Genomic DNA, 20609 nt, shown 5'->3' on the forward strand with positions numbered 1-20609 from the left:
GTTCGGGGTTCGGGGTTCGGGGTTCGAGGTTCGGGGTTCGGGGTTCGGGGAACGGGAAACGGGAAACGGGGAACGGGGAACGGGGAACGGGGAACGGGGAACGGGGAACGGGGAACGGGGAACGGGACATCGTAGGGTGGGCACCCCGTGCCCACCAAGCGCACCCCGTCACGCGGCCTCCTCGTCCCCGCGCGGCGCCTTGCGATCGTCGTACGGCCCATGCGTGAGCCAGTACTGGCGGAACGCGAGCCGCACGTTGTCGCGCAATTCCGTGTCGTTCCACGGCTTCGTATAAAAGCGGTAGATCGCGCCGCGGTTGATCGAGTCGAGCACCGTCTCCACGCCCGTGTAGCCGGACAGGATGATGCGCATCGTGTCCGGATACATCTCCTTGACCTTGCTGAGGAATTCGGTGCCGTTCATGACGGGCATCTTCTGGTCGCACAGGATCACCTGCACGTGGTACAGCGCCAGCAGCTCGAACGCCTCGGCCGGCGAAGCGGCCGTCAGCACGCGGTAGTTGTCGCGCCTGAACAGGCGGTGCAGCGTGCCCAGGATGTTGACGTCGTCGTCGACGAGCAGCAGCGTCTGGACGTTGCGGTCGTCCTCTGCCGGCCGCGTGGGCTGGGCGCGGTTTTCCAGCACGAGCCGGGCCAGGTCGGCGGGCGCGAGCGCGCGCGCGAAATGGAAGCCCTGGATCTCGTCGCAGCGGTGGCGCCGCAGCAGCGCCATCTGCGCGCGCGATTCCACGCCTTCCGCGATTACCTGCATGTGCAGGCTGTGCGCCATGCTGATGATCGCGAGCGCGATCGCGGCGTCGTCCGGGTTCGTCGTGATGTCGCGCACGAACGCGATGTCGATCTTCAGCTTGTCGATCGGGAAACGCTTCAGGTAGGCGAGGCTCGAATATCCGGTGCCGAAATCGTCGATGGCGATGCGGATGCCGAGCGCCTTCAGCCGCTCCAGCACCTGCACCGTGTGCTCGAAGTTCGACATCAGCGCACTCTCCGTCAGCTCCAGTTCGAGCAGGCCCGGGTCCACGCGGTGTTCCGCGAGCGCGGTGCGGATGTCGCCTTCCAGGTCGCCCTCGACGAACTGCCGGCTCGACACGTTCACGGCCACGCGCACGTCGCGCACGCCTTCCTGGATCCACTTGGCGATCTGGCGGCAGGCCTCGCCGATGATCCACGCGCCCACGCGCACGACCATGCCCGTGTCTTCCAGGATGGGCACGAATTCGGCCGGGTACACGAGGCCCGTGCCGGGACGGCGCCAGCGCAGCAGCGCTTCCACGCCGGTCACGCGGCCCGTGTTCAGGTCCAGCTTGGGCTGGTAGTGCAGCTCGAACTGGTCGCCCTCGATGGCGCCGCGCAGCGCCAGCTCGAGCTCGAGCCGGGCCAGCACCTGCACGTTCATCCCGGCCGTGAAGAAACGGTAGCCGTCGCGGCCTGCCTCCTTCGCGCGCACCATCGCCACGTCGGCGTATTTCACCAGCGTGCCGGGGTCGGTGGCGTCGTCCGGGTACATCGCGATGCCGATGCTGGCCGTCAGCACGGCCTGCTGCCCGTTCAGGTCGAACGGCGCGCGCAGCGCCTCGCGCACCTCGTTGGCGACGCTCACGGCCTCGTCCTCGGTCTGCTCGCGCGTCATCGTGAGGATCAGCGCGAACTCGTCGCCGCCGAGACGCCCGATCGTGTCGCGCAGGCGCACGCAACGCACCAGCCGCGTGCTGAACTGGCGCAGCAGCTCGTCGCCCAGCGCGGGACCCAGCGAATCGTTGACGATTTTAAAACGGTCGAGCGTGATGAACAGGACGGCGATGCGCCAGTTCTTGTCCTGCGCGAGCTCGATGGCATCGCGCAGCGTGTGGAAGAACAGGCTGCGGTTCGGCAGGCCCGTCAGGCTGTCGTAGTTCGACATGTGCTTCAAACGCTGCGCCGCCTGCAGGCGCTCGCTGATGTCGCGCGCCACCGCGATCAGGATGCGGTCGTGGTTCTCGTACTGCAGCTGCCAGCTGATCTCGACCGGCACGGCGCCCTGTCCGTCCGCGCGCAGCAGCTCCGTCTCGACGATGTCGTGCTCGCGCGACGCCGACGCCGGGTCGGCATAGCGTTCGAGCTGCGGCCGCTCGGCGAGCCCCAGCGCCACCGGGTCGATGCGCAACAGCGCCTCGCGCGAAAAACCCAGCATGCGGCAGGCGCCGTCGCTGACGTCGACCATCGCCATCGTGCGTGCATCGACGAGGAAGATGGCGTCGGACGTCGCGTCCATCGCGCCGCGGAAGCGCTGCAGCTCCGCGGTCCGTTCGCGCACCTTGCGCTCCATGCGCGCGCCGTAGTCGCGCGACTCCTGGTGGAACAGGCGCACTTCGAGCAGGTTGCGGATGCGCGTCAGGACCTCGACCGTGTCGAACGGCTTGCCGATGAAGTCGCGCGCGCCGGCCTCCAGCGCGGCCAGCTTCTTGTCCGGCTCCGCCGTCACGACGAGCACGGGCAGCCACGACTCGCGCTCCATCGGTTTCAGCGCCTCCATGACCTGGAAGCCGTCCATGTGCGGCATCTGCAGGTCGAGGATGATCAGGTCGTAGCGGTGCTGCAGGTGCAGCGCGGCCACCTGGCGCGGATCGGTGGTGCTGGCGACGTGCTCGTAGCCGCTGGACTTGAGCAGGAATTCGAGCAGTTGCACGTTCACCGGCTCGTCATCGACGACGAGGATGTGCGCGCGGCGGATGTCGGTAGGCGAAATCATGGAGCGTCCTCACTGGGGCTGTTTCTCGTCGACGGCGCGGGTGGCGAGCACGCCGTCGATGGCCTCGTTGAACTGGCCGATGTCGATCGGCTTGGTCAGGTAGCGCGCGAAGCCGGCGGCCAGCGCACGGTCGATGTCGGCGCGCATGGCGTTGGCGGACACCGCGATGGCCGGAATCCGCGCGGTGTCCGGTTCGCGGCGCAGCTGCGCCAGCACCTCGAACCCCGACAGGCCGGGCAGGTTCAGGTCCATCAGGATCACGTCGGGCAGCTGGCTGCGCGCGAGCGACAGGCCGAAGTGGCCGTCCGGCGCACACACGAGGCGCAGGTCGGGACGGAAGCGCACGATTTCCTGCACCAGCTTCAGGTTGGCCGGATTGTCCTCGATGTACAGCACGGTGGCCGGGCTTGCGGCCGAGGCGCCGTCGGCACGGACCGGCCCGGCGCCGACATGCGCGGCGGGCGGCGCCTCGGGCGCGGTGGCGGCACCGAGGTCGACGCAGGCCAGCTCGATCCAGAACACGCTGCCCACGCCAGGGCTGCTGGTGACGCCGATCTCGCCGCCCATCAGTTCTACCAGGCGGCGCGTCACCACGAGGCCGATGCCCGTGCCTTCCTGCGTGCCCGCTTCCTGGCCGAGGCGGTTGAACGGCTGGAACAGGCCCGCCACCTGTTCGGGCGACAGGCCCATGCCCGTATCCTGCACGGACAGGCGCAGGCGCTGCGGCGCCGGCTGCGCGCAGTCGACGACGACGGCGCCGCCGTCGCGGTTGTACTTCACGGCGTTCGACAGCAGGTTCAGGAGCACCTGCTTCAGGCGCGTGCGGTCGGCCTGCACGCGGGCCGTCGGCGCTTCCGGGAACAGCACGCGCACGCCACGCGTGGCGGCCAGCGGCGCGATCATGCCCCGGCATTCGGCCAGCACGTCGGCGAGCGGCACCGGCTCCATCGACAGCGACACGGCGCCCGCCTCCACCTTGGCCAGGTCGAGGATCTCGTTGATCAAGGTGAGCAGATGGCGGCCCGACTTCAGGATGTGGCCCGCGAATTCCTGCTTTTGTTCGGGCGTCGTCGGCATGTCGTTCGACGCCAGGATCTGCGCGAAGCCGAGGATCGCGTTCAGCGGCGTGCGCAGCTCGTGGCTCATCGACGACAGGAACGCCGACTTGGCCTGGTTGGCATTGCGCGCCTCCTCGATCGCGAGCTCCAGTTCCGAGTTCGCCAGTTCCAGCTGGGCCGTGCGTTCCTGCACGCGCGCCTCCAGCCCTTCGTTCAGGCGCATCACTTCCTGCTGCGCGCGCGCCCGTTCCTGGGCTTCGCGCGCGATCTCGCGGTTCGAGTCTTCCAGCGCGCGCGTGCGCTGCTCGATCTCGGTCAGCATGGCGTTGAACGAGTCGACGAGTTCCGCTGCCTCGTCCTCGCTGATGCGCGGCGCGCGCCGCGAGTAGTCGCGCCGTGCCACCACTTCGCGCGCGATGTTCGTGATGGCGTCGATGGGCGTCGTGATCGTGTGGCCCAGCCGGCGCACGAGCAGCCACGCGGTGAACAGCGCGAGCACCGTCACGCACACGCAGATCACGAGGTAGTCGCGCATGCGCGCCATCATCTGGTTCTGCGAGCGCAGGTACACGGTGCCGAGCAGGTCGCCGTTCTCGCTGATCGGCTTGTACAGCACCAGCTCGTCGCCGTCGCCGACATACGTTTCCTTGGCGCCCGCGCGCACGGGTCGCCCGCCCTTCGCCGGCCGCACGGGGAACACGCCGGCCTCGCCGGGCGCGACGTAGGTCGCGAACAGCGCGCCGTGCTCGTCGTAGATGGCGGCCGCGCGCACCGACGGCCGGCTGCGCAGCAGCGCAAGATTCTCGCCCGCCAGCCGGGCATCGTCGAAGGCCAGCGCGGCCGACGTCATGTGGCCCACCAGTTCCGCCTGCGTCGCCAGGTCGTTCAGCAGCGCGTGCTTGTAGCTGCGCAGGTCGTAGGCGACGACGGTGCCCACCGAGACGACGAGTGCGGCGAGCGTCGTCGACATCACGATCGTGACGAGTTTTTCGCGGATGGAGCGGCGCGGCCGGATCATGGCATCACCACGCGGACAGCGCCAGCAGGCGCGCGCTGATGCGCAGCTGCGCGGCCAGCGCCTCGGGCCGGTCGATGTGCAGGCGCAGGTGGGCCCCGTCCGCCACGAGCCCGATCACGCAGCCCTGCACGGGCGCGCCGTCGCAGACCGTCAATACGGGCCGGCTGCGTACGGCATCCAGCAGGCGCGTGCGCGCCGCCCCCGGCGCCACGTACAGGACCTGCAGCCCGGGCGGCACGGCACGTGCGGGGTCGATGCGCTGGACAGCCAGCGAATGGCCGTGGACAAGGCGCCCAGCCATGTAGCGCTCGGCCTCGTCGGCCAGCGCGTCGTCGCCGGCGACGCCGACGTTCAAGGGGCTGCCGGGACGCGGGAATGCGGCGTCCGGCCAGTCGACGAACGTGGCGACGCGGTACAGGTAGGCCGCCTTGAGCTTGCGCTCAGGGGCGGCAACGGGGGCGGCCCGGGCCTGGGCGGCATCTGCGAGGATCAGCAGGCACAGCACCGCCTGGCGGGCGCGACGCGCGGCTGAGAAGGACGACGCCATCACGGGTATGCCGGCCCCGGATGGCCATGCGCGAAACGGTCGAGCGGCATGCGAGGTCCTGGTTCGGTCAGTGGACAACGGTGCGGGCGAGCCCCACGGCCGGCCCGCAAGTCGAGCAGGATAGCAGCACGGCCGCAGGTAATGTCGCACGGAACGAAGGCATGCATCCACGACGATAAATACACCGGCAATCGTATGGACGGCCGGCGCATCGTGCCCGCCGTGGCTTTTCGTTAAGATTCCAACGCCGCGCACGGGAAGGCGCGCTAGAATGGACCCGAGCGCGCTGCGGATCCTGTCGCCGGCACACGGCGGCGCGCCCACGACTGATCCTGGAGACCCTGGCGGCGCACCCCGGCCGCCATCATACAAAGGAGCGACACGTGACGAACGACATCCTCGACCTGGCCACCCGTGTGGGCCGGGCACTCGAAGCCAAGAGCCTGCTGCTGGCCACCGCCGAATCCTGTACCGGCGGCGGCGTCTCCCAGGCCATCACGGAAATCCCCGGCTCGACCGGCTGGTTCGAATGCGGCTTCGTGACCTATTCGAACGCGTCCAAGACCGAGATGCTGGACGTGCCGGCCGCGCTGATCGCGCAATTCGGTTCCGTCAGCGAGGAAGTCGCGGGCGCCATGGCCGAAGGCGCCGTCGCCAACAGCAACGCCGACGTGGCGGTCTCCACGACGGGCATCGCCGGCCCGACGGGCGCCGTCCCCGGCAAGCCCGTGGGCACCGTGTGCTTCGGCTGGTCCAAGGGCGATACGACGTACACGGAACGGCTCGTCTTCTCCGGCGACCGCCACGCGGTGCGCGAGCAGACCGTGGCGCACGCGCTGGCCGGCCTGCTGCGCCTCCTCGAGTAGGATGCGGGGTGTGCCGATGCGGGCCGCGGCGGCGCTGCTCGCCGCGCTCGCCGGTCCGGCTGCCGCCGCCGACCTCGACGAGGGCGTCACCGTATATGCGGCCGGCGACATCGCGCGCTGCGCCTATCCCGACCCCGCGTACTCGGGCGCGGCGGACACCGCCGCAACCGTCGCGGCCGGGCTCGCGCAAGACCCGCGTGCCGTCGTGCTGGCGCTGGGCGACCTGACCTACCCGCGCGGCGCCGCGCGCGAATTCACCGACTGCTACGCCCCCACGTGGGGCCGCTTCAAGGACCGCACGTGGCCCGCGCCCGGCAACCACGAGTACTACACGCCTGGCGCGACGCCCTATTTCGCCTGGTGGGGCGAGCGCGCGGGCCGCGGCTACTACAGCTTCGACCTCGGCGGCTGGCACATCGTCTCGCTGGACAGCAACCTCGCCCCGGCCCGGCACGCGGCCCAGCTGGACTGGCTGCGCGCCGACCTGGCGGCCCATCCGGCGCATTGCACGCTCGCCTACTGGCACCATCCGCTGTACAGCTCGGGCGGCCATGGCAGCATCCCGAAGATGCGCGACGCGTGGCAGGTGCTGTACGACGCCGGCGCGGAACTGGTGCTGTCCGGGCACGACCACGATTACGAACGCTTCGCCCCGCAGGACGCCGACGGCCGGCTCGACCCGGCGCGCGGCATCCGCCAGTTCGTCGTCGGCACGGGCGGGGCGTATCCGACGCCGTTCCTGCTCACCGTGCCGCACAGCGAAGTCCGCGACAGCAACCGCACCGGCGTGCTCCGGCTGCGCCTGTACCCGGGCGGCTACGGCTGGGAATTCATCGAGTCCACCCGGCTGTATTCGTTCGGGGTCGCGCCGGCCGACCACGGCAGCGCCGCCTGTCATTAAAAAAACGGAGTCCCCATGAAACGCCTCCTGTCCGCCCTGTCCCTGCTGTTGCTGTGCGCCGGCGCGCCGGCCGCGTTCGCGCAGCCCGGTGCGGCGGCGGCCGTGCCGCAGGTCCGCTACGACAAGACGACGCTGCCCAATGGCCTCGAAGTGATCCTCGTCGAGGACCACCGGCTGCCCATCGTGGCCGTCAACATCTGGTACCACGTCGGCCCCGCCAACGAGGCGCCGGGGCTGACCGGGTTCGCCCACCTGTTCGAGCACATGATGTTCGCCGGCAGCCGGCACCTGCCGCGCGGCCTCGCCGACCGCCTGCTGGAAGGCGCGGGCGCCACCGACAGCAACGGCAGCACGGACTACGACCGCACGAATTACTACGACACTGTGCCGTCGAACCAGCTGGAACTGGCGCTGTGGGTGCACGCCGACCGCATGGGCTACCTGCTCGACGTGCTGGACCAGACGGCGCTGTCGAACCAGCAGGACGTCGTGCGCAACGAGCGGCGCCAGAGCGTCGAGAACCGCCCGTACGGCATCGTCGAGGAAACGCTGAACCACGCGCTGTTCCCCAGGACGCATCCGTATTACGCGGCCGTCATCGGCTCGCACGCCGACATCCAGAACGCGAAGCTGGCCGACGTGCGCGACTTCTTCAAGCGCTACTACGGCCCGAACAACGCCAGCATCGTCATCGCGGGCGACATCGACAAGGCCAGAACGCGCGCCCTCGTGGCCAAGTACTTCGGCAGCTTCAAGCGCAGCGCGCCCGTCGTCCACCCGCAGGTGGCCACGCCGCCCATCACGCGCGAGCGCCGCATCGTCGTGCCGGACCGCGTCGAGCTGCCCCGCGTGTACATGGCGTGGCTCACGCCGCCCGCGTTCCAGCCGGGCGACGCGGAACTGGAGGTGACGGCGCAGATCCTTGCCGGCGGCAAATCGAGCCGGCTGTACAAGTCGCTCGTGTACGAACAGCAGATCGCGCAGGAAGCGTCCGCCGCGCAGAATTCGAACGCGCTCACGTCGACTTTCATCGTCGACGCCACCGCGCGGCCGGGCCACGACGCGGCCGAACTGGAAGCGGCCATCGACGCCGAGCTGAAGACGCTGCGCGACACCGGGCCGTCCGAACAGGAGATCGAACGCGCCCGCAACACGATCGAGACGGCGATGCTGACGGGGATCGAGAAGCTGGGCGGCACGGGCCTCGCGAACCAGATCAACCAGTACAACCAGTACACGGGCGACCCGGGCTACCTGCCGAAGGACGTCGAGCGCCTGCGCCGCGTGACGGCGGCCGACGTGCGCCGCGTGGCGCAGGCGTTCCTGGCACCGAACGCGCGCGTGATCGTCTCCGGCGTGCCGGGCAAGCCGGATCTCGGGCCCGATGTCCCGACGCCGCCTCCGCCGAAGGCGTCGAAGACGGGACTGTCCGCCGGCATCAACCGCGACGAGCCGTGGCGCCGCACGCCGCCGAAGCCGGGCCCGGCGCCCCGCTTCGCGCTGCCGCAGGGCGCCTCGTTCACGCTGCCGAACGGCCTGACCGTCATCCATCACCCGAACCCCGCGCTGCCGCTCGTGGCGGCGGAACTGGTCGTGAAAAGCGGCTCCGACGCCAACCCGACCGACCAGCCGGGCCTCGCCGGCTACACGGCGCAGATGCTGCAGGAAGGGACGGCCACGCGCAGCGCGCCGCGCATCGCCGACGAGATCGCGCAGCTCGGCGCCTTCCTCGGCAGCGACGCGTCGAACGACGCGTCGACCGTGTCGCTGCTCGCGCTGCGATCCACGTTCGGGCAGGCGCTGGACGTGCTGGCCGACGTCGTGCAGCATCCGGCCTTTCCCACTGCGGAAGTGGAGCGCCAGCGCGCCGCGCGCCTGGGCGACCTGACGCAGCAGCGCGACGACCCGGCGCTGGTCGCCGCCGTCGCCGCGGCGGGCGCGCTGTACGGCCCGAACCACCCGTACGGCTACGGCCAACTGGGCACGGAGCAGGCGATCCGCGCCACGACACGCGAAGACCTCGTGCGCTTCTGGCGCCGCCACTACCTGCCGGGGAATGCGGCCCTTGTCGTCACCGGCGACATCACGCTGGACGAACTGCGTGCGCTGGCGGAGAAGCGCTTCGGCGGCTGGGAACAGGCCGACGCGGCCGTGTCGGCGGTCGGCGATCCGGAAGGCAGCAAGGCGCGCCTCGTCGTCGTCGACAAGCCGGGCGCCCCGCAGACGGCGCTGCGCGTGACGGCCATCGCGGCCGCGCGCAGGACACAAGACTATCCCGCCATGCAGGTCATGAACGCAGCGCTGGGCGGGCTGTTCTCGAGCCGCATCAACCTCAACCTGCGCGAGGAAAAGGGCTACAGCTACGGCGTGTTCTCCGCGTTCCGCTACGACCGCACGCCGGGCCCGTTCACCATCGCGGGCAGCGTGCGCACGGACGTCACGGGGCCGTCCGTCGCGGAGATCTTCAAGGAAGTGAACGGCATGCGCGACAAGCCGCTGCCGGCCCCCGAGCTCGCGGGCGCGCGCGACTCGCAGGTGTATTCGCTGCCGGGCCGGTTCGAGACGAACAGCGGCACCGTCGCGAGCCTGGCCGAGACGTACGTCTTCGACCTGCCGGCCGACTACTGGCGCAGCTTGCCGGACCGGTTCCGCGCCGTGACGGCGGCGCAGGTGCAGGCGGCGGCGCAAACGTGGCTGAAGCCCGACCGCCTGAAGGTAATCGCCGTGGGCGACCGCGCGGCGATCGCGCCGCAGTTGCAGAAGCAGGGACTCGGCACGCCGGAAGTGCGCGATGCGGATGGGCAGGTGCAGTGATGGCCTGAGGCCGCCACTCACACGATTCAGACGGACGCGGCTTGCTGCGATACGAGCTGCATCGCCTGGTCGAGCTCGTTCGTCAACTGCAGCGCCGTCGCTTTATTGGCGGTGGCGTCTAGCGGCACGGCGACGGCCGCGCCAAACGTGATGCGGATCGTCGGCCGGCGGAACAGGTGTGCGAAGCGGATCCGGTCGGGTCCCTGGTAATGGGCAGGCACGATTTCTCCGCGAGCGCGCAATGCGATCGTCGCGGCGCCCCGCTTGGCGTCCGCATTGTCCTGATTGCGTGTGCCCATGGGGAAGATCAGCACCAGGCCGCCCTGCTCGACAAGCGATACCGCGTGCTTGATGGTGGCCGTCGAGGGGTTGCCACGATCCACCGGGAACCCGCCCCCGGAGCGTACGAACCAGCCGCTGACCGGATGATCGAACAGCTCTTTTTTCGCCATCTGGTGCAGGACGCGCGGCAGCACTGCATAGCCGACCCATAACGGATCCGCCCAACCCACGTGATTGCAGACGATGACTTTTCCGACCGGGCCATGCAGGTGCCCGGTCCCCGTCACCGTGACCTTGCCGACGCGCGACATGAGGCTTCTCAGCGCGCGGATGAAGAGTGGCAATTTAGTGGCGGTAGACGAAGTATTGACCATATTTATTGCATGGCAAAAGGATAATTGTAGCGCAGCCCTGCGGTCATGGTCCGGAGTCGGATAGGCAACAGACGTTGTGCACGGCGTCAAATGTGACTTGCGCTCGTCACGCCTATGCGTTTAACATGTGAACAGTTCTTCACACGTTAAGCATGAGCATCCCACCCGACATCGACAATGCCGTCGACGAACTCGCCGACCTGTTCCACCTGCTGGGCGACCCGACGCGCCTGCGCATCGTGCTCGCCTGCCTCGCGCAGCCGACGGCGGTGGGTGACATCGCGGCGGCGTTGAACCTGTCCAGCTCGCTGGTCAGCCACCACCTGCGCCTGCTGCGTGCGGCCCGCATCGTCAAGGCCGAGCGCCAGGGCAAGCAGGTGTTCTATGCGGCCGCCGATGCCCACATCAGCGGCCTGCTCTCCGACATGTTCGAACACATCGCCGAACCCGTCACCGAATCAACCACCGGACTGGACGCATGAGTCACCACCATTCCCACGGCCATGGACATGGCCACCATCACCACCCCGCGCCAGGCGACAACGGCCGCGCGTTCGGCCTCGCGATCGCGCTGAACACGGCCTTCGTCGCCATCGAATTCGTCTACGGCTTCATCGCCAACTCGACGGCGCTGATGGCCGACGCCGGCCACAACCTGTCCGACGTGCTCGGCCTCGGCCTCGCCTGGGGCGCCGCCTTGCTCACGAAAAGCATGCCGACGCGCCGCTTCACGTACGGCATGCGCGGGACGACCATCCTGGCTGCCCTCGCCAACGCCCTGCTGCTGATGGTCGCGTGCGGCGCCATCGCCTGGGAAGCGCTGCACCGCTTCGCCCATCCGGAACCGGTGGCCGGCACGACGGTGTCCATCGTGGCCTTCATCGGCGTGCTGATCAACGGCTTCTCGGCCTGGCTGTTCGTGGCCGGCAGCAAGGACGACATCAACGTGCGCGGCGCCTACCAGCACATGGCGGCCGATGCCGTGCTGTCGCTGGGCGTGGTCATTTCCGGCATCGTCATCATCTACACGGGCTGGACATGGCTCGACCCGGTTGTCAGCCTGCTGCTCGTTATCGTGATCGTCGTCGGCACGTGGTCGCTGCTGAGGGAATCGATCCAGATGGTGCTGGCGGGCGTGCCGGCCAGCGTCGATGCGACAGCCGTGACGGCGTTCCTCGCCGCGCAACCCGGCGTGACGGAAGTGCACGACGTCCACATCTGGGCGATGAGCACGACGGAGACCGCGTTGACGGCCCACCTCGTCATGCCGGCCGGCTATCCGGGCGACGCGGCCATCGACGACGTCACCCGCCATCTGCGCGAGTACTTCTCCATCCACCACTGCACGCTGCAGGTGGAGCAAGGCACGACCAAGCACAGCAGCTGCAGCCTGCACGACGGGCTGGAAGCGCATGCGCACGACGATCATGACCATGACCATGGCCATGACCACGATCATCACGGCCACGATCACGGCCACCGCGCCCACCCGCACCCGCATTGAATCCACTAAAAAAATGGCCCGCGCATCGGCGGGCCATTTTTTTGAAACGCGCGCTGATCAGCCCGCGAGATTCGCGAACAACGCCGTGCTGAGGTAGCGCTCGCCGAACGATGGGATGATCGTCACGATCAGCTTGCCCGCATTCTCCGGCCGCTTGGCGACCTGGATCGCGGCCCACAGGGCGGCGCCCGACGAGATGCCGACCAGCAAGCCCTCCTCGCGCGCGGCCGCGCGAGCCGTCTCGAACGCGTCGTCGTTCTTGACGGTGATGACCTCGTCGTAGATTTTCGTATTCAGCACTTCCGGGATGAAGCCGGCGCCGATGCCCTGGATCGGGTGCGGGCCCTTCGTGCCCTTGGACAGGATCGGCGACGCTTCCGGTTCCACGGCGATGGCCTGGAAGCCCGGCTTGCGTGCCTTGATCACTTCGGCCACGCCCGTGATCGTGCCGCCCGTGCCGACGCCGGCCACGAGGATGTCGACCTTGCCGTCGGTGTCGCGCCAGATTTCCTCGGCCGTCGTGCGGCGGTGGACGTCCGGGTTCGCGGGGTTGTTGAATTGCTGCGGCATGAAGCAGTTCGGATCGGCCGCGACGATTTCCTCGGCGCGGCGGATGGCGCCCAGCATGCCTTCCGGCCCCGGCGTCAGCACCAGTTCGGCGCCGTACGCGCGCAGCAGCATGCGGCGCTCGTTGCTCATCGTCTCGGGCATGACGAGGCGGCAGCGGTAGCCGCGCGCCGCGCATACCATCGCCAGCGCGATGCCCGTGTTGCCGCTCGTGGGTTCCACGATGATGGTGTTCGGGCCGATCTTGCCGGCCTGCTCGGCCGCCTCGATCATGGCCCAGCCGATCCGGTCCTTCACGCTATGGGCCGGATTATAAAACTCGAGCTTGGCGGTGATGTCGGCGCCGGCGCCCTGCGCCATGCGGCGGATCCGCACCAGGGGGGTATTGCCGATCAATTCCGTCACGTCGTTCGCGATACGCATGCAGTCCTCCAGGTTGATGAATTTGGACTTACTTGACCTTCAACAGTTCCACGTCGAAGATCAGGTCGGAATCCGGCGGAATCGAGCCGCCGCCGGCGCCCCGTTTGCCGTAGGCGAGTTCGCTCGGGATGATCAGGGTGCGCTTGCCGCCCACCTTCATGCCCTGCACGCCCTGCTCCCACCCCTTGATGACCTGGTGCGCGCCCAGCTGGAACTCGAGCGGTTCGCGGCCCGCATCCAGCGACGAGTCGAATTTGCGGCCGTGCTGCTTGGTGGCCAGCGGCTTGTAGAACCAGCCCGTGTAGTTGACGACGACGTTGCTGCCGATGGTCGCTTCCGCGCCCTTGCCGATCACGTGGTCGATGACCTGGACTTGCGGCCCTTGCTCCGCCTGGGCGTCGGGTGCCGGGTTGACGGGATTGGTCGGGTTGGCGGGGGCGGCGGCGGTGGCGGTGGCCTGGGCCGGGTCCTTGGGACCTTGCAGGCCGTTGCCGGCCTGCCGGGATGCGTCCTGCGCGTGGGCGGCAGCAGCCGCCAGCACCAGGCTTGCGAAGGCGATACGACGGATCATGGAGCCTCTTTCATGGATCAGTAAGAAAAAACCAATCCTATGATAGCAAGGCCTCCTCGGGTTGCACAGCGTCGACGGACTCGGTTACAAGTGCCGGCGCAGGCACGGCATTGGCCTCTTCCGCCAGCTTGCGCAGCAGATGCCCGGCCGCGACCATGCCGAACGTGGCCGTGACGACCATGCTCGAGCCGAAGCCCGCGCAGTTCAGGCCCGTGATGCTGTTCGCGTCGACCGCGCACGCATCGCCCGCTTCCGGGTAGCGCAGCGGCTCCATCGAGAACACGGCGTCGATGTGGTACTTGTTCTTTTCGCCGCGCGCGAAGCCGTACTGGGCGCGCAGCACCTTGCGCACTTTCTTGAGCAGCGGCTCCTGCTCGGTGCGGGCGAGGTCGCGCACCTCGATCTTGGTCGGGTCGAGCTGGCCGCCGGCGCCGCCGATGACGATCAGCGGAATCGCCTGCCGGCTGCAGTACGCGATCAGCGCGGCCTTCGCCTTCACGCTGTCGATGGCGTCGACGACGTAGTCGAAACGGGCCGCGCCAGGCCGGTCTGTGCCAATCATCGCCGGGATATTGTCCGGATCGATGAAATCCTCGACGAGCTCGACTTCGCAGTAAGGATTGATGAGCGCGATGCGCTGCTTCAGCGCCTCGATCTTGGGCATGCCGACCGTCGTGGACAAGGCCTGGATCTGCCGGTTGATGTTGGATTCGGCCACGTTGTCGAGGTCGATGAGCGTAAGCCGGCCCACGGCGCTGCGCGCGAGCGCTTCGACGATCCAGGAGCCGACGCCGCCCACGCCGACCACGCAAACGTGCGCCGCGCGGAAACGTTCCAGTGCACGCTCGCCGTAGAGGCGGGCAATGCCGCCGAAGCGGCGGCCGAAGTCGACGTCGGCGAGCATGTCGTCCGCAACCGTCACAGGGAGGGAGGTGGAAATCGTAGTCATGATCCTTTCATTTTACCGGACGGAATGGCGCTCCTTGCCCTAAAATAACTTTCAGTCAATCAAAAAATCATCCGCAAACTGCGCGTCCACAACAGCAACCATGAACACCTTACTTCCCGAACCCGCTCCCGATTTCGACCAGCCCGTCGCCGTCCTCAAGCATTGCCACGGGCGGATCCGCAAGCAGCTCGCCACGTTGGAAAAACTGCTCGTCCACCTGCCGGAATACGGCGCCGACGAACAGGCGCGCCAGGCGGCAAGTGCCGTGCTGAAATACTTCGACAAGGCGGCCCACCTGCATCACGACGACGAAGAACAGGACCTGTTGCCGATGCTCCGTGCCGTCGCCCAGGGCGAGGATGCGGCCACGCTGCAGGCGCTGGCGCCGCGCATCCTGCAGGAACACAAGGACATGGATGCGATGTGGCAAGACCTGCACGAGCAGCTGGCGGCCATCGCGGACGGCAGCGGCACGCAGCTGTCGGCCTCGATCGTGCGCCGCTTCGTGCAGTGCTACCAGGGCCACATGGAACGCGAGGAAGGCTTCGTGGCGCCGATGGCGCTGCGCCTGTTCGGGCCGGAGCAGATGGCCCGCCTGGGCGGTGCGATGCGCCGGCGCCGCGGCCTGGACGAGCCGGCAGCGTCCGTCACACCGGCGTCACATGCGGCCCCGACAATCGGCGAACGCGTGGCCGACCTGCGCAAGGACTACGGCCAGGCGAGCCTCGACGAGAGCGACGTCGCGGACGACCCGGTCGCGCAGTTCGCGCGCTGGTTCGAGGAAGCGCTGAAGGCCGAGGTGAACGAGCCGAACGCGATGAGCGTGGCCACCGTCGACGCGGATGGGCGGCCGACGTCGCGCATCGTGCTCGTCAAGCAGTTCGATGCGCGCGGCTTCACGTGGTACACGAATTACGCGAGCCAAAAAGGCAAGCAACTGGAAAGCAATCCTTTTGCGGCTCTGCTATTCTTCTGGAGTGAACTTGAACGGCAAGTGCGGATCGAAGGGAAAGTCGAGCGCACGAGTGCCGAGGAAAGCGATAAGTATTTCAACAGCCGGCCCCTGAAAAGCCGGCTGTCGGCGATCGCGTCCGAGCAAAGCGAACCGATCGCGAGCCGTGCCGCCCTCGAAGAACACTACGAGGAAGTGGCGCGTCAATATGGCGAAGCACCGCCACGGCCACAACACTGGGGCGGTTTTCGCCTGGTGCCGGAACGGATCGAGTTCTGGCAGGGGCGGCGTTCACGCTTCCACGACCGCATCGTCTACACGCGGCAGGAAGACGGCAGCTGGGCGCGGCAACGTTTGCAACCCTGAGCCAGCCATCTGGTCCAGGACTAGCCGGAGGAATTCGCGTGTTCGACCAGATGAAACTTTCCGCCTGGACTTCAGGCATCCGCAGCAAGTTCAACCTGCCCCTGCGCGTCGAATTGTGGAATGGCGCGCACGTTGACCTGTCGTCCGACCAGCCGCGCGTGAAGATCCGCGTACCGAATCCGGGCGGGCTGCGCTACCTGCTCGCGCCGTCGCTGGGCAACCTGGGCGAGGCCTATGTCGAAGGCGCGCTCGAGATCGAAGGCCGCGCGGCCGACATGATCCAGGTGGGCTCGGCCCTCGCGGAAACGACGGGCAAGCCGGCGCGCACGAGCCGCGTCGCCAGCGCCGCCATGCGCCTCGTCTCGCCGCACACGCGCGAGAAGGATGCCGAGGCCATCCGCTACCACTACGACGTCTCCAACGAGTTCTACAGCCTGTTCCTCGATCCGGCCATGGTCTATTCCTGCGCCTATTTCGAGAACGGCGACGAGGACCTCGCCACGGCCCAGCAAAAGAAGATCGACCACATCCTCACCAAGATCGGCGTGCAGCCGGGCCAGGCCTTGCTCGACATCGGTTGCGGCTGGGGCGCCCTCGTCATCCGCGCGGCCGCCAAGTTCGGCGCGCGCTGCGTCGGTGTCACGCTGTCCGAGCGCCAGTGCGAGCTCGCGCGCAAGCGCGTGGCCGAGGCGGGCTTGCAGGACCGCATCGAGATCCGCCTGCAGGACTACCGCGACGTCGACGGCCAGTTCGACCGTATCACGAGCGTCGGCATGTTCGAGCACGTCGGCGTGGACCACCTGCCCGAGTACTTCGGGCGCATCAACAAGCTGCTGGCGCCGGGCGGCGTCGTGATGAACCACGGCATCACCACGACGGACGTCGAGCAGCGCAACAGCCCGCACGGCAGTGGCGAATTCATCGACAAATACGTGTTCCCGCACGGCGAGCTGGCGCACCTCTCGACCGTCATCCGCACGATGCAGGAAGGCGGGCTCGAAGTACGCGACGTGGAAAACCTGCGGCGCCACTATGCCCGCACGTGCGCGCAGTGGACGGAGAATTTCGAGAACAATGCCGACCGCATCCGGGCCACGTGCGACCCCAAGACCTTCCGCATCTGGCACGTCTACCTGGCCGGCTGCGCGTACGGCTTCGCGCACGACTGGATCAGCCTGTACCAGATCGTGTGCGGCAAGGCAGGGGACACGCCGGACCTGATGCCGTGGTCGCGGAAGTATATGTATCGGTGACCGATGTGCTTGGTGGGCACGGCGTGCCCACCCTACGGCACCGCTGGAAATTACTTGACGCGGTCCGTAAACGTCTTGCGGAACTTGGCCACCTTGGGCGCGACGACGAATGCGCAATAGCCCTGCAGCGGGTGCTGGGCGAAATAATTCTGGTGGTAATCCTCGGCCTTGAACCACTGCTCGGCCGGCAGCACCTGCGTGACGATCGGCGCATCCCACACCGAGGCCATCTCGGCCATCACCTTGCGCGCCATCGCTTCCTGCTCCGGCGACGTGAAGAAGATCGCGGACCGGTATTGCGTGCCCACGTCGTTGCCCTGGCGGTTGAGCGTCGTCGGGTCGTGAATGGTGAAAAAGATTTCCAGGATGTCGCGGTAGCTGATCACGCCCGGATCGAACTCCAGGCGCACCACTTCCGCATGGCCCGTCGTGCCCGCGCACACCTGTTCGTACGTCGGGGCGGGTGTCGTGCCGCCCATATAGCCCGATTCCACGCGGAGAATACCGCGCGCTTCCAGATAGACCGCTTCCAGGCACCAGAAACACCCGCCGCCCAGGATGGCCACTTCGGTTGCGGATTGCTGGCTCATACTGACTCCTCGAGGAATGAATTGTTTTCCATAGCTTTACTGTAACCGAAAGCGCATGCTTGTGCAGGACCGAAACAGGGCCGGCCCGAGGGGAATAGCCCATTGGTGGCATAATGCGCGCATGAACACCAGCTCACCTCGCGCCGCCACGCGCGGTTTCGATTCCGCCCATTTCCGCCAGGCCCTGTCGCAGTTCGCGACCGGCGTCACCGTGATCACGACGCGCCTCGGCGACGGCAAATTCCGCGGACTGACCGCGTCCTCGTTCAATTCCGTGTCGCTGGAGCCGCCGCTGGTGCTGTGGAGCCTGTCGAACATCGCCAACAGCCTGCCCATCTTCACGGGGAATTCGCACTACGTGATCAACGTCCTGTCCGCCGGGCAGGAAGAGCTGGCGCGCCGGTTTTCGCGCCGCGGACAGGACCCGTTCGAAGGCGTGGAGTACGAATTGTCGCGCACCGGACAGCCGATCCTGAAAGGCGTCTCCGCCTGGTTCGAATGCCACAACCGCAGCCGCTATCCGGAAGGCGACCACGTGATCTTCGTGGGCGAAGTCGAGGATTGCGCCGTGCATCCGCAATCCGCCCTGCTGTTCCATGGCGGGCGCTTCAGCAGCACCTGATCCGGACCACGCGCGTTCTTGCTCGTTTAAAAATGAAAATGCCTGTCGCAGTTTGAAAAGATGCGGCAAGGCGGGGTTTCTATAATGGCTCGACCCGGGCGACCATCCTTTCGCCCGCCCACCATTCTTACAAGAATTGAGACAGGAGCCCCATGAGCCGTTCCGCTACGCCCCACAAAGCCCAGTTCCATTGGGATGACCCGCTGCTGCTGAACGAGCAGCTGCTCGACGAGGAGCGCATGGTGCGCGATGCCGCCGCGGCCTATTGCCAGGACAAGCTGCTGCCGCGCGTCCTCGAAGCCTTCCGCCACGAAACCACCGACGCTGCCATCTTCCGCGAGATGGGCGAACTGGGCCTGCTCGGCCCGACGATCCCCGAGCAATACGGCGGCCCCGGCCTGAACTACGTCAGCTACGGCCTGATCGCGCGTGAAGTCGAGCGCGTCGATTCCGGCTACCGCTCGATGATGAGCGTGCAGTCGTCGCTCGTGATGGTGCCCATCTACGAATTCGGCAACGAGGCGACGAAGCAGAAATACCTGCCGAAGCTGGCGACCGGCGAATGGATCGGCTGCTTCGGCCTCACGGAACCGAACCACGGCTCCGATCCGGGCTCGATGGTCACGCGCGCGCGCAAGGTCGACGGCGGTTATTCGCTGTCCGGCTCGAAGATGTGGATCACGAATTCGCCGATCGCCGACGTGTTCGTCGTCTGGGCCAAGGATGACGAAGGCAAGATCCGCGGCTTCGTGCTGGAAAAAGGCTGGAAGGGCCTGTCGGCACCGGCCATCCACGGCAAGGTGGGCTTGCGCGCATCGATCACGGGCGAGATCGTGATGGACGAGGTGTTCTGTCCCGAAGAAAACGCGTTCCCGGAAGTGCGCGGCCTGAAGGGTCCGTTCACGTGCCTGAACTCGGCCCGCTACGGCATCGCCTGGGGCGCGCTGGGTGCGGCCGAAGACTGCTGGCACCGCGCCCGCCAGTACGTGCTGGACCGCAAGCAGTTCGGCAAGCCGCTGGCCGCCAACCAGCTGATCCAGAAGAAGCTGGCCGACATGCAGACGGAAATCACGCTGGGCCTGCAGGGCGTGCTGCGCCTGGGCCGCATGAAGGACGAAGGCACGGCCGCCGTCGAGATCACGTCGATCATGAAGCGCAATTCCTGCGGCAAGTCGCTGGACATCGCGCGCATGGCGCGAGACATGATGGGCGGCAACGGCATCAGCGACGAGTTCGGCGTGGCGCGCCACCTCGTCAACCTGGAGGTCGTCAACACGTACGAAGGCACGCACGATATCCACGCCCTCATCCTGGGCCGCGCGCAGACCGGTATCGCCGCATTCTGACGATAGCGGTACGCATGGCGGGCACAGGGTGCCCACCCTACGGCCAATGTATATCGTAGGGTGGGCTCCGCGAGCCCACCAGACGTAAAAAAACCCGCCGGTGGCGGGTTTTTTCATGCTGAGACGATGCTCAGAACTTGTAACCCAGCGTCAGCACCGTCGAGTTCGGATCCAGCTTCATGTGCTGGCCCTGGTGCGTCGAGAAGTGCACGTCGGTCCGCAGGCGCGTCTTCACCAGGGCGGCGTTGAGGAACCATTTCGGGCTGAAATTCCACACGCCGCCGATCTGGCCCGACACGGTCCACTTGTTGTCGATGCTGAACGTCGTCGCCGGACCGCCCGGGTTCGTCAGCGCGGTCATGCGGAACGAGCCAGTTTCCTTGTAGAAGTAGGCATAGGTCACGCCCAGGCCCACGTACGGACGGAATGCCGACGTCGGCTGGAAAAAGCGGTATTGCAGGAACGCGGTCGGCGGCAGCGCTTGCACGGTGCCCAGTTCACCCGTGCCGGCGATGGCGCCCGCGCCATACAGGCTGTGCTTGTACGGCTTCGCGAACGTGAATTCGCCGCTGATGTTGTCGGTGATACCGTAATTCACGACGATCACGGGTTCCGTGTCCTTGCCGACGTCGCCCAGCGAATTCGGCAGGGCCGGGGCCGTGATCGCGCCGCTCGTCACGTGCGGGGTGATCTGGGCGGCACCTGCCGACACGGCCCACTGCCCTTTCGACTGCGCCGCGGCGCTGCCCGCCACAGCCAGCGCGCCCGCAGCTACCAGCAGTTTCACGACATTGGAACTTACTTTCATGTTTTCTCCTGATTCTTATTGATCGCCCGCCATCTCCCGGCGGGCTGTCG

The 20609-nt window shown here is 67.4% G+C and carries 18 protein-coding genes; 9 read left to right on the plus strand and 9 right to left on the minus strand.

The window, feature by feature from the left end; translation table 11 throughout:
* Positions 1–168: 168 nt before the first annotated feature.
* The 3 genes from HAV22_RS17965 to HAV22_RS17975 are packed head-to-tail and all read right to left on the minus strand — an operon-like array spanning position 169 to position 5371.
* Positions 169–2748 (minus strand): EAL domain-containing protein, encoded by a 2580-nt coding sequence (locus tag HAV22_RS17965; RefSeq protein WP_166860913.1) that lies wholly within the window; start codon positions 2746–2748, stop codon positions 169–171.
* Positions 2749–2757: 9 nt separating this feature from the next.
* Positions 2758–4824 carry a sensor histidine kinase, YfiR-like protein-associated gene (locus HAV22_RS17970; RefSeq protein ID WP_166860914.1) on the minus strand — a complete coding sequence of 689 codons (2067 nt, stop codon included), beginning with the start codon at positions 4822–4824 and terminating at the stop codon, positions 2758–2760.
* A 4-nt stretch (positions 4825–4828) separates the two neighbouring features.
* Positions 4829–5371 carry a YfiR family protein gene (locus HAV22_RS17975; protein ID WP_166860916.1) on the minus strand — a complete coding sequence of 181 codons (543 nt, stop codon included), beginning with the start codon at positions 5369–5371 and terminating at the stop codon, positions 4829–4831.
* A gap of 383 nt (positions 5372–5754) precedes the next feature.
* Here HAV22_RS17975 and HAV22_RS17980 point away from each other — a divergent pair, with 383 nt between their 5' ends.
* Genes HAV22_RS17980 through HAV22_RS17990 form a run of 3 tightly spaced genes read left to right on the plus strand, consistent with a single transcriptional unit; the run spans position 5755 to position 9952 of the window.
* Entirely contained in the window at positions 5755–6237 is a 483-nt protein-coding gene (locus HAV22_RS17980) for a CinA family protein (protein WP_166860917.1), read from the plus strand.
* 16 nt (positions 6238–6253) lie between these two features.
* The gene (locus HAV22_RS17985) at positions 6254–7138 is read left to right on the plus strand and encodes a metallophosphoesterase family protein (RefSeq protein WP_229421316.1); all 885 of its coding nucleotides are present in this window, start codon (positions 6254–6256) and stop codon (positions 7136–7138) included.
* A gap of 15 nt (positions 7139–7153) precedes the next feature.
* A complete protein-coding gene (locus HAV22_RS17990) occupies positions 7154–9952 on the plus strand; it encodes a M16 family metallopeptidase (protein ID WP_166860920.1) in 2799 nt (932 codons plus the stop codon).
* 26 nt (positions 9953–9978) lie between these two features.
* Here the strand turns inward: HAV22_RS17990 and HAV22_RS17995 are convergent, their stop codons facing one another.
* The gene (locus HAV22_RS17995) at positions 9979–10608 is read right to left on the minus strand and encodes a lysophospholipid acyltransferase family protein (RefSeq protein ID WP_166860922.1); all 630 of its coding nucleotides are present in this window, start codon (positions 10606–10608) and stop codon (positions 9979–9981) included.
* 152 nt (positions 10609–10760) lie between these two features.
* On the opposite strand from HAV22_RS17995, the gene HAV22_RS18000 reads away from it, so the two are divergent.
* Positions 10761–11090 (plus strand): ArsR/SmtB family transcription factor, encoded by a 330-nt coding sequence (locus HAV22_RS18000; RefSeq protein ID WP_166860924.1) that lies wholly within the window; start codon positions 10761–10763, stop codon positions 11088–11090.
* Positions 11087–12112, plus strand: coding sequence for a cation diffusion facilitator family transporter (locus tag HAV22_RS18005; RefSeq protein ID WP_166860926.1), 1026 nt, complete (start codon positions 11087–11089; stop codon positions 12110–12112). Before HAV22_RS18000 ends, HAV22_RS18005 begins: the two co-directional genes overlap by 4 nt.
* A 57-nt stretch (positions 12113–12169) precedes the next feature.
* Here HAV22_RS18005 and cysK read toward each other — a convergent pair whose 3' ends face one another.
* From cysK to tcdA, 3 genes are read right to left on the minus strand one after another with little or no spacing between them, the layout of a single operon-like run.
* Positions 12170–13102 (minus strand): cysteine synthase A, encoded by a 933-nt coding sequence (cysK, locus tag HAV22_RS18010; RefSeq protein WP_166860927.1) that lies wholly within the window; start codon positions 13100–13102, stop codon positions 12170–12172.
* A gap of 28 nt (positions 13103–13130) precedes the next feature.
* Positions 13131–13673, minus strand: coding sequence for an FKBP-type peptidyl-prolyl cis-trans isomerase (locus tag HAV22_RS18015; protein WP_166860929.1), 543 nt, complete (start codon positions 13671–13673; stop codon positions 13131–13133).
* Positions 13674–13710: 37 nt separating this feature from the next.
* Positions 13711–14622: a tRNA cyclic N6-threonylcarbamoyladenosine(37) synthase TcdA gene (gene tcdA, locus HAV22_RS18020; RefSeq protein ID WP_166860931.1), complete on the minus strand. Its 912-nt coding sequence runs from the start codon at positions 14620–14622 to the stop codon at positions 13711–13713.
* Between the two features lie 100 nt (positions 14623–14722).
* Here tcdA and pdxH point away from each other — a divergent pair, with 100 nt between their 5' ends.
* Together pdxH and HAV22_RS18030 are read left to right on the plus strand one after the other, a co-directional pair.
* Positions 14723–15940 carry a pyridoxamine 5'-phosphate oxidase gene (gene pdxH / locus HAV22_RS18025; RefSeq protein ID WP_166860933.1) on the plus strand — a complete coding sequence of 406 codons (1218 nt, stop codon included), beginning with the start codon at positions 14723–14725 and terminating at the stop codon, positions 15938–15940.
* Positions 15941–15978: 38 nt separating this feature from the next.
* Positions 15979–17193: a class I SAM-dependent methyltransferase gene (locus HAV22_RS18030; RefSeq protein ID WP_166860935.1), complete on the plus strand. Its 1215-nt coding sequence runs from the start codon at positions 15979–15981 to the stop codon at positions 17191–17193.
* A gap of 50 nt (positions 17194–17243) precedes the next feature.
* Here the strand turns inward: HAV22_RS18030 and msrA are convergent, their stop codons facing one another.
* Entirely contained in the window at positions 17244–17783 is a 540-nt protein-coding gene (msrA, locus tag HAV22_RS18035) for a peptide-methionine (S)-S-oxide reductase MsrA (RefSeq protein ID WP_166860937.1), read from the minus strand.
* 121 nt (positions 17784–17904) lie between these two features.
* Between msrA and HAV22_RS18040 the strand changes: the two genes are divergently transcribed.
* Together HAV22_RS18040 and HAV22_RS18045 are read left to right on the plus strand one after the other, a co-directional pair.
* Positions 17905–18405, plus strand: coding sequence for a flavin reductase family protein (locus HAV22_RS18040; protein ID WP_166860939.1), 501 nt, complete (start codon positions 17905–17907; stop codon positions 18403–18405).
* A gap of 152 nt (positions 18406–18557) precedes the next feature.
* The gene (locus tag HAV22_RS18045) at positions 18558–19751 is read left to right on the plus strand and encodes an acyl-CoA dehydrogenase (RefSeq protein WP_166860940.1); all 1194 of its coding nucleotides are present in this window, start codon (positions 18558–18560) and stop codon (positions 19749–19751) included.
* Positions 19752–19881: 130 nt separating this feature from the next.
* On the opposite strand, the gene HAV22_RS18050 is transcribed toward HAV22_RS18045, so the two are convergent.
* Positions 19882–20559 carry an OmpW/AlkL family protein gene (locus HAV22_RS18050; RefSeq protein WP_166860941.1) on the minus strand — a complete coding sequence of 226 codons (678 nt, stop codon included), beginning with the start codon at positions 20557–20559 and terminating at the stop codon, positions 19882–19884.
* Positions 20560–20609 lie beyond the last annotated feature (50 nt).

This window comes from Telluria antibiotica (assembly GCF_011682055.1).
Taxonomy (GTDB): domain Bacteria; phylum Pseudomonadota; class Gammaproteobacteria; order Burkholderiales; family Burkholderiaceae_D; genus Telluria; species Telluria antibiotica.

Excerpts from the sequence above, each read along its gene's own strand:
- HAV22_RS17965 (WP_166860913.1), bottom strand. The coding sequence starts at position 2,748 with ATGATTTCGCCTACCGACATCCGCCGCGCGCACATCCTCGTCGTCGAT.
- HAV22_RS17970 (WP_166860914.1), bottom strand. The coding sequence starts at position 4,824 with ATGATCCGGCCGCGCCGCTCCATCCGCGAAAAACTCGTCACGATCGTG.
- HAV22_RS17975 (WP_166860916.1), bottom strand. The coding sequence starts at position 5,371 with ATGGCGTCGTCCTTCTCAGCCGCGCGTCGCGCCCGCCAGGCGGTGCTG.
- HAV22_RS17985 (WP_229421316.1), top strand. The coding sequence starts at position 6,254 with ATGCGGGCCGCGGCGGCGCTGCTCGCCGCGCTCGCCGGTCCGGCTGCC.
- HAV22_RS17990 (WP_166860920.1), top strand. The coding sequence starts at position 7,154 with ATGAAACGCCTCCTGTCCGCCCTGTCCCTGCTGTTGCTGTGCGCCGGC.
- HAV22_RS17995 (WP_166860922.1), bottom strand. The coding sequence starts at position 10,608 with ATGGTCAATACTTCGTCTACCGCCACTAAATTGCCACTCTTCATCCGC.
- HAV22_RS18000 (WP_166860924.1), top strand. The coding sequence starts at position 10,761 with ATGAGCATCCCACCCGACATCGACAATGCCGTCGACGAACTCGCCGAC.
- HAV22_RS18005 (WP_166860926.1), top strand. The coding sequence starts at position 11,087 with ATGAGTCACCACCATTCCCACGGCCATGGACATGGCCACCATCACCAC.
- cysK (WP_166860927.1), bottom strand. The coding sequence starts at position 13,102 with ATGCGTATCGCGAACGACGTGACGGAATTGATCGGCAATACCCCCCTG.
- HAV22_RS18015 (WP_166860929.1), bottom strand. The coding sequence starts at position 13,673 with ATGATCCGTCGTATCGCCTTCGCAAGCCTGGTGCTGGCGGCTGCTGCC.
- tcdA (WP_166860931.1), bottom strand. The coding sequence starts at position 14,622 with ATGACTACGATTTCCACCTCCCTCCCTGTGACGGTTGCGGACGACATG.
- pdxH (WP_166860933.1), top strand. The coding sequence starts at position 14,723 with ATGAACACCTTACTTCCCGAACCCGCTCCCGATTTCGACCAGCCCGTC.
- msrA (WP_166860937.1), bottom strand. The coding sequence starts at position 17,783 with ATGAGCCAGCAATCCGCAACCGAAGTGGCCATCCTGGGCGGCGGGTGT.
- HAV22_RS18040 (WP_166860939.1), top strand. The coding sequence starts at position 17,905 with ATGAACACCAGCTCACCTCGCGCCGCCACGCGCGGTTTCGATTCCGCC.
- HAV22_RS18045 (WP_166860940.1), top strand. The coding sequence starts at position 18,558 with ATGAGCCGTTCCGCTACGCCCCACAAAGCCCAGTTCCATTGGGATGAC.
- HAV22_RS18050 (WP_166860941.1), bottom strand. The coding sequence starts at position 20,559 with ATGAAAGTAAGTTCCAATGTCGTGAAACTGCTGGTAGCTGCGGGCGCG.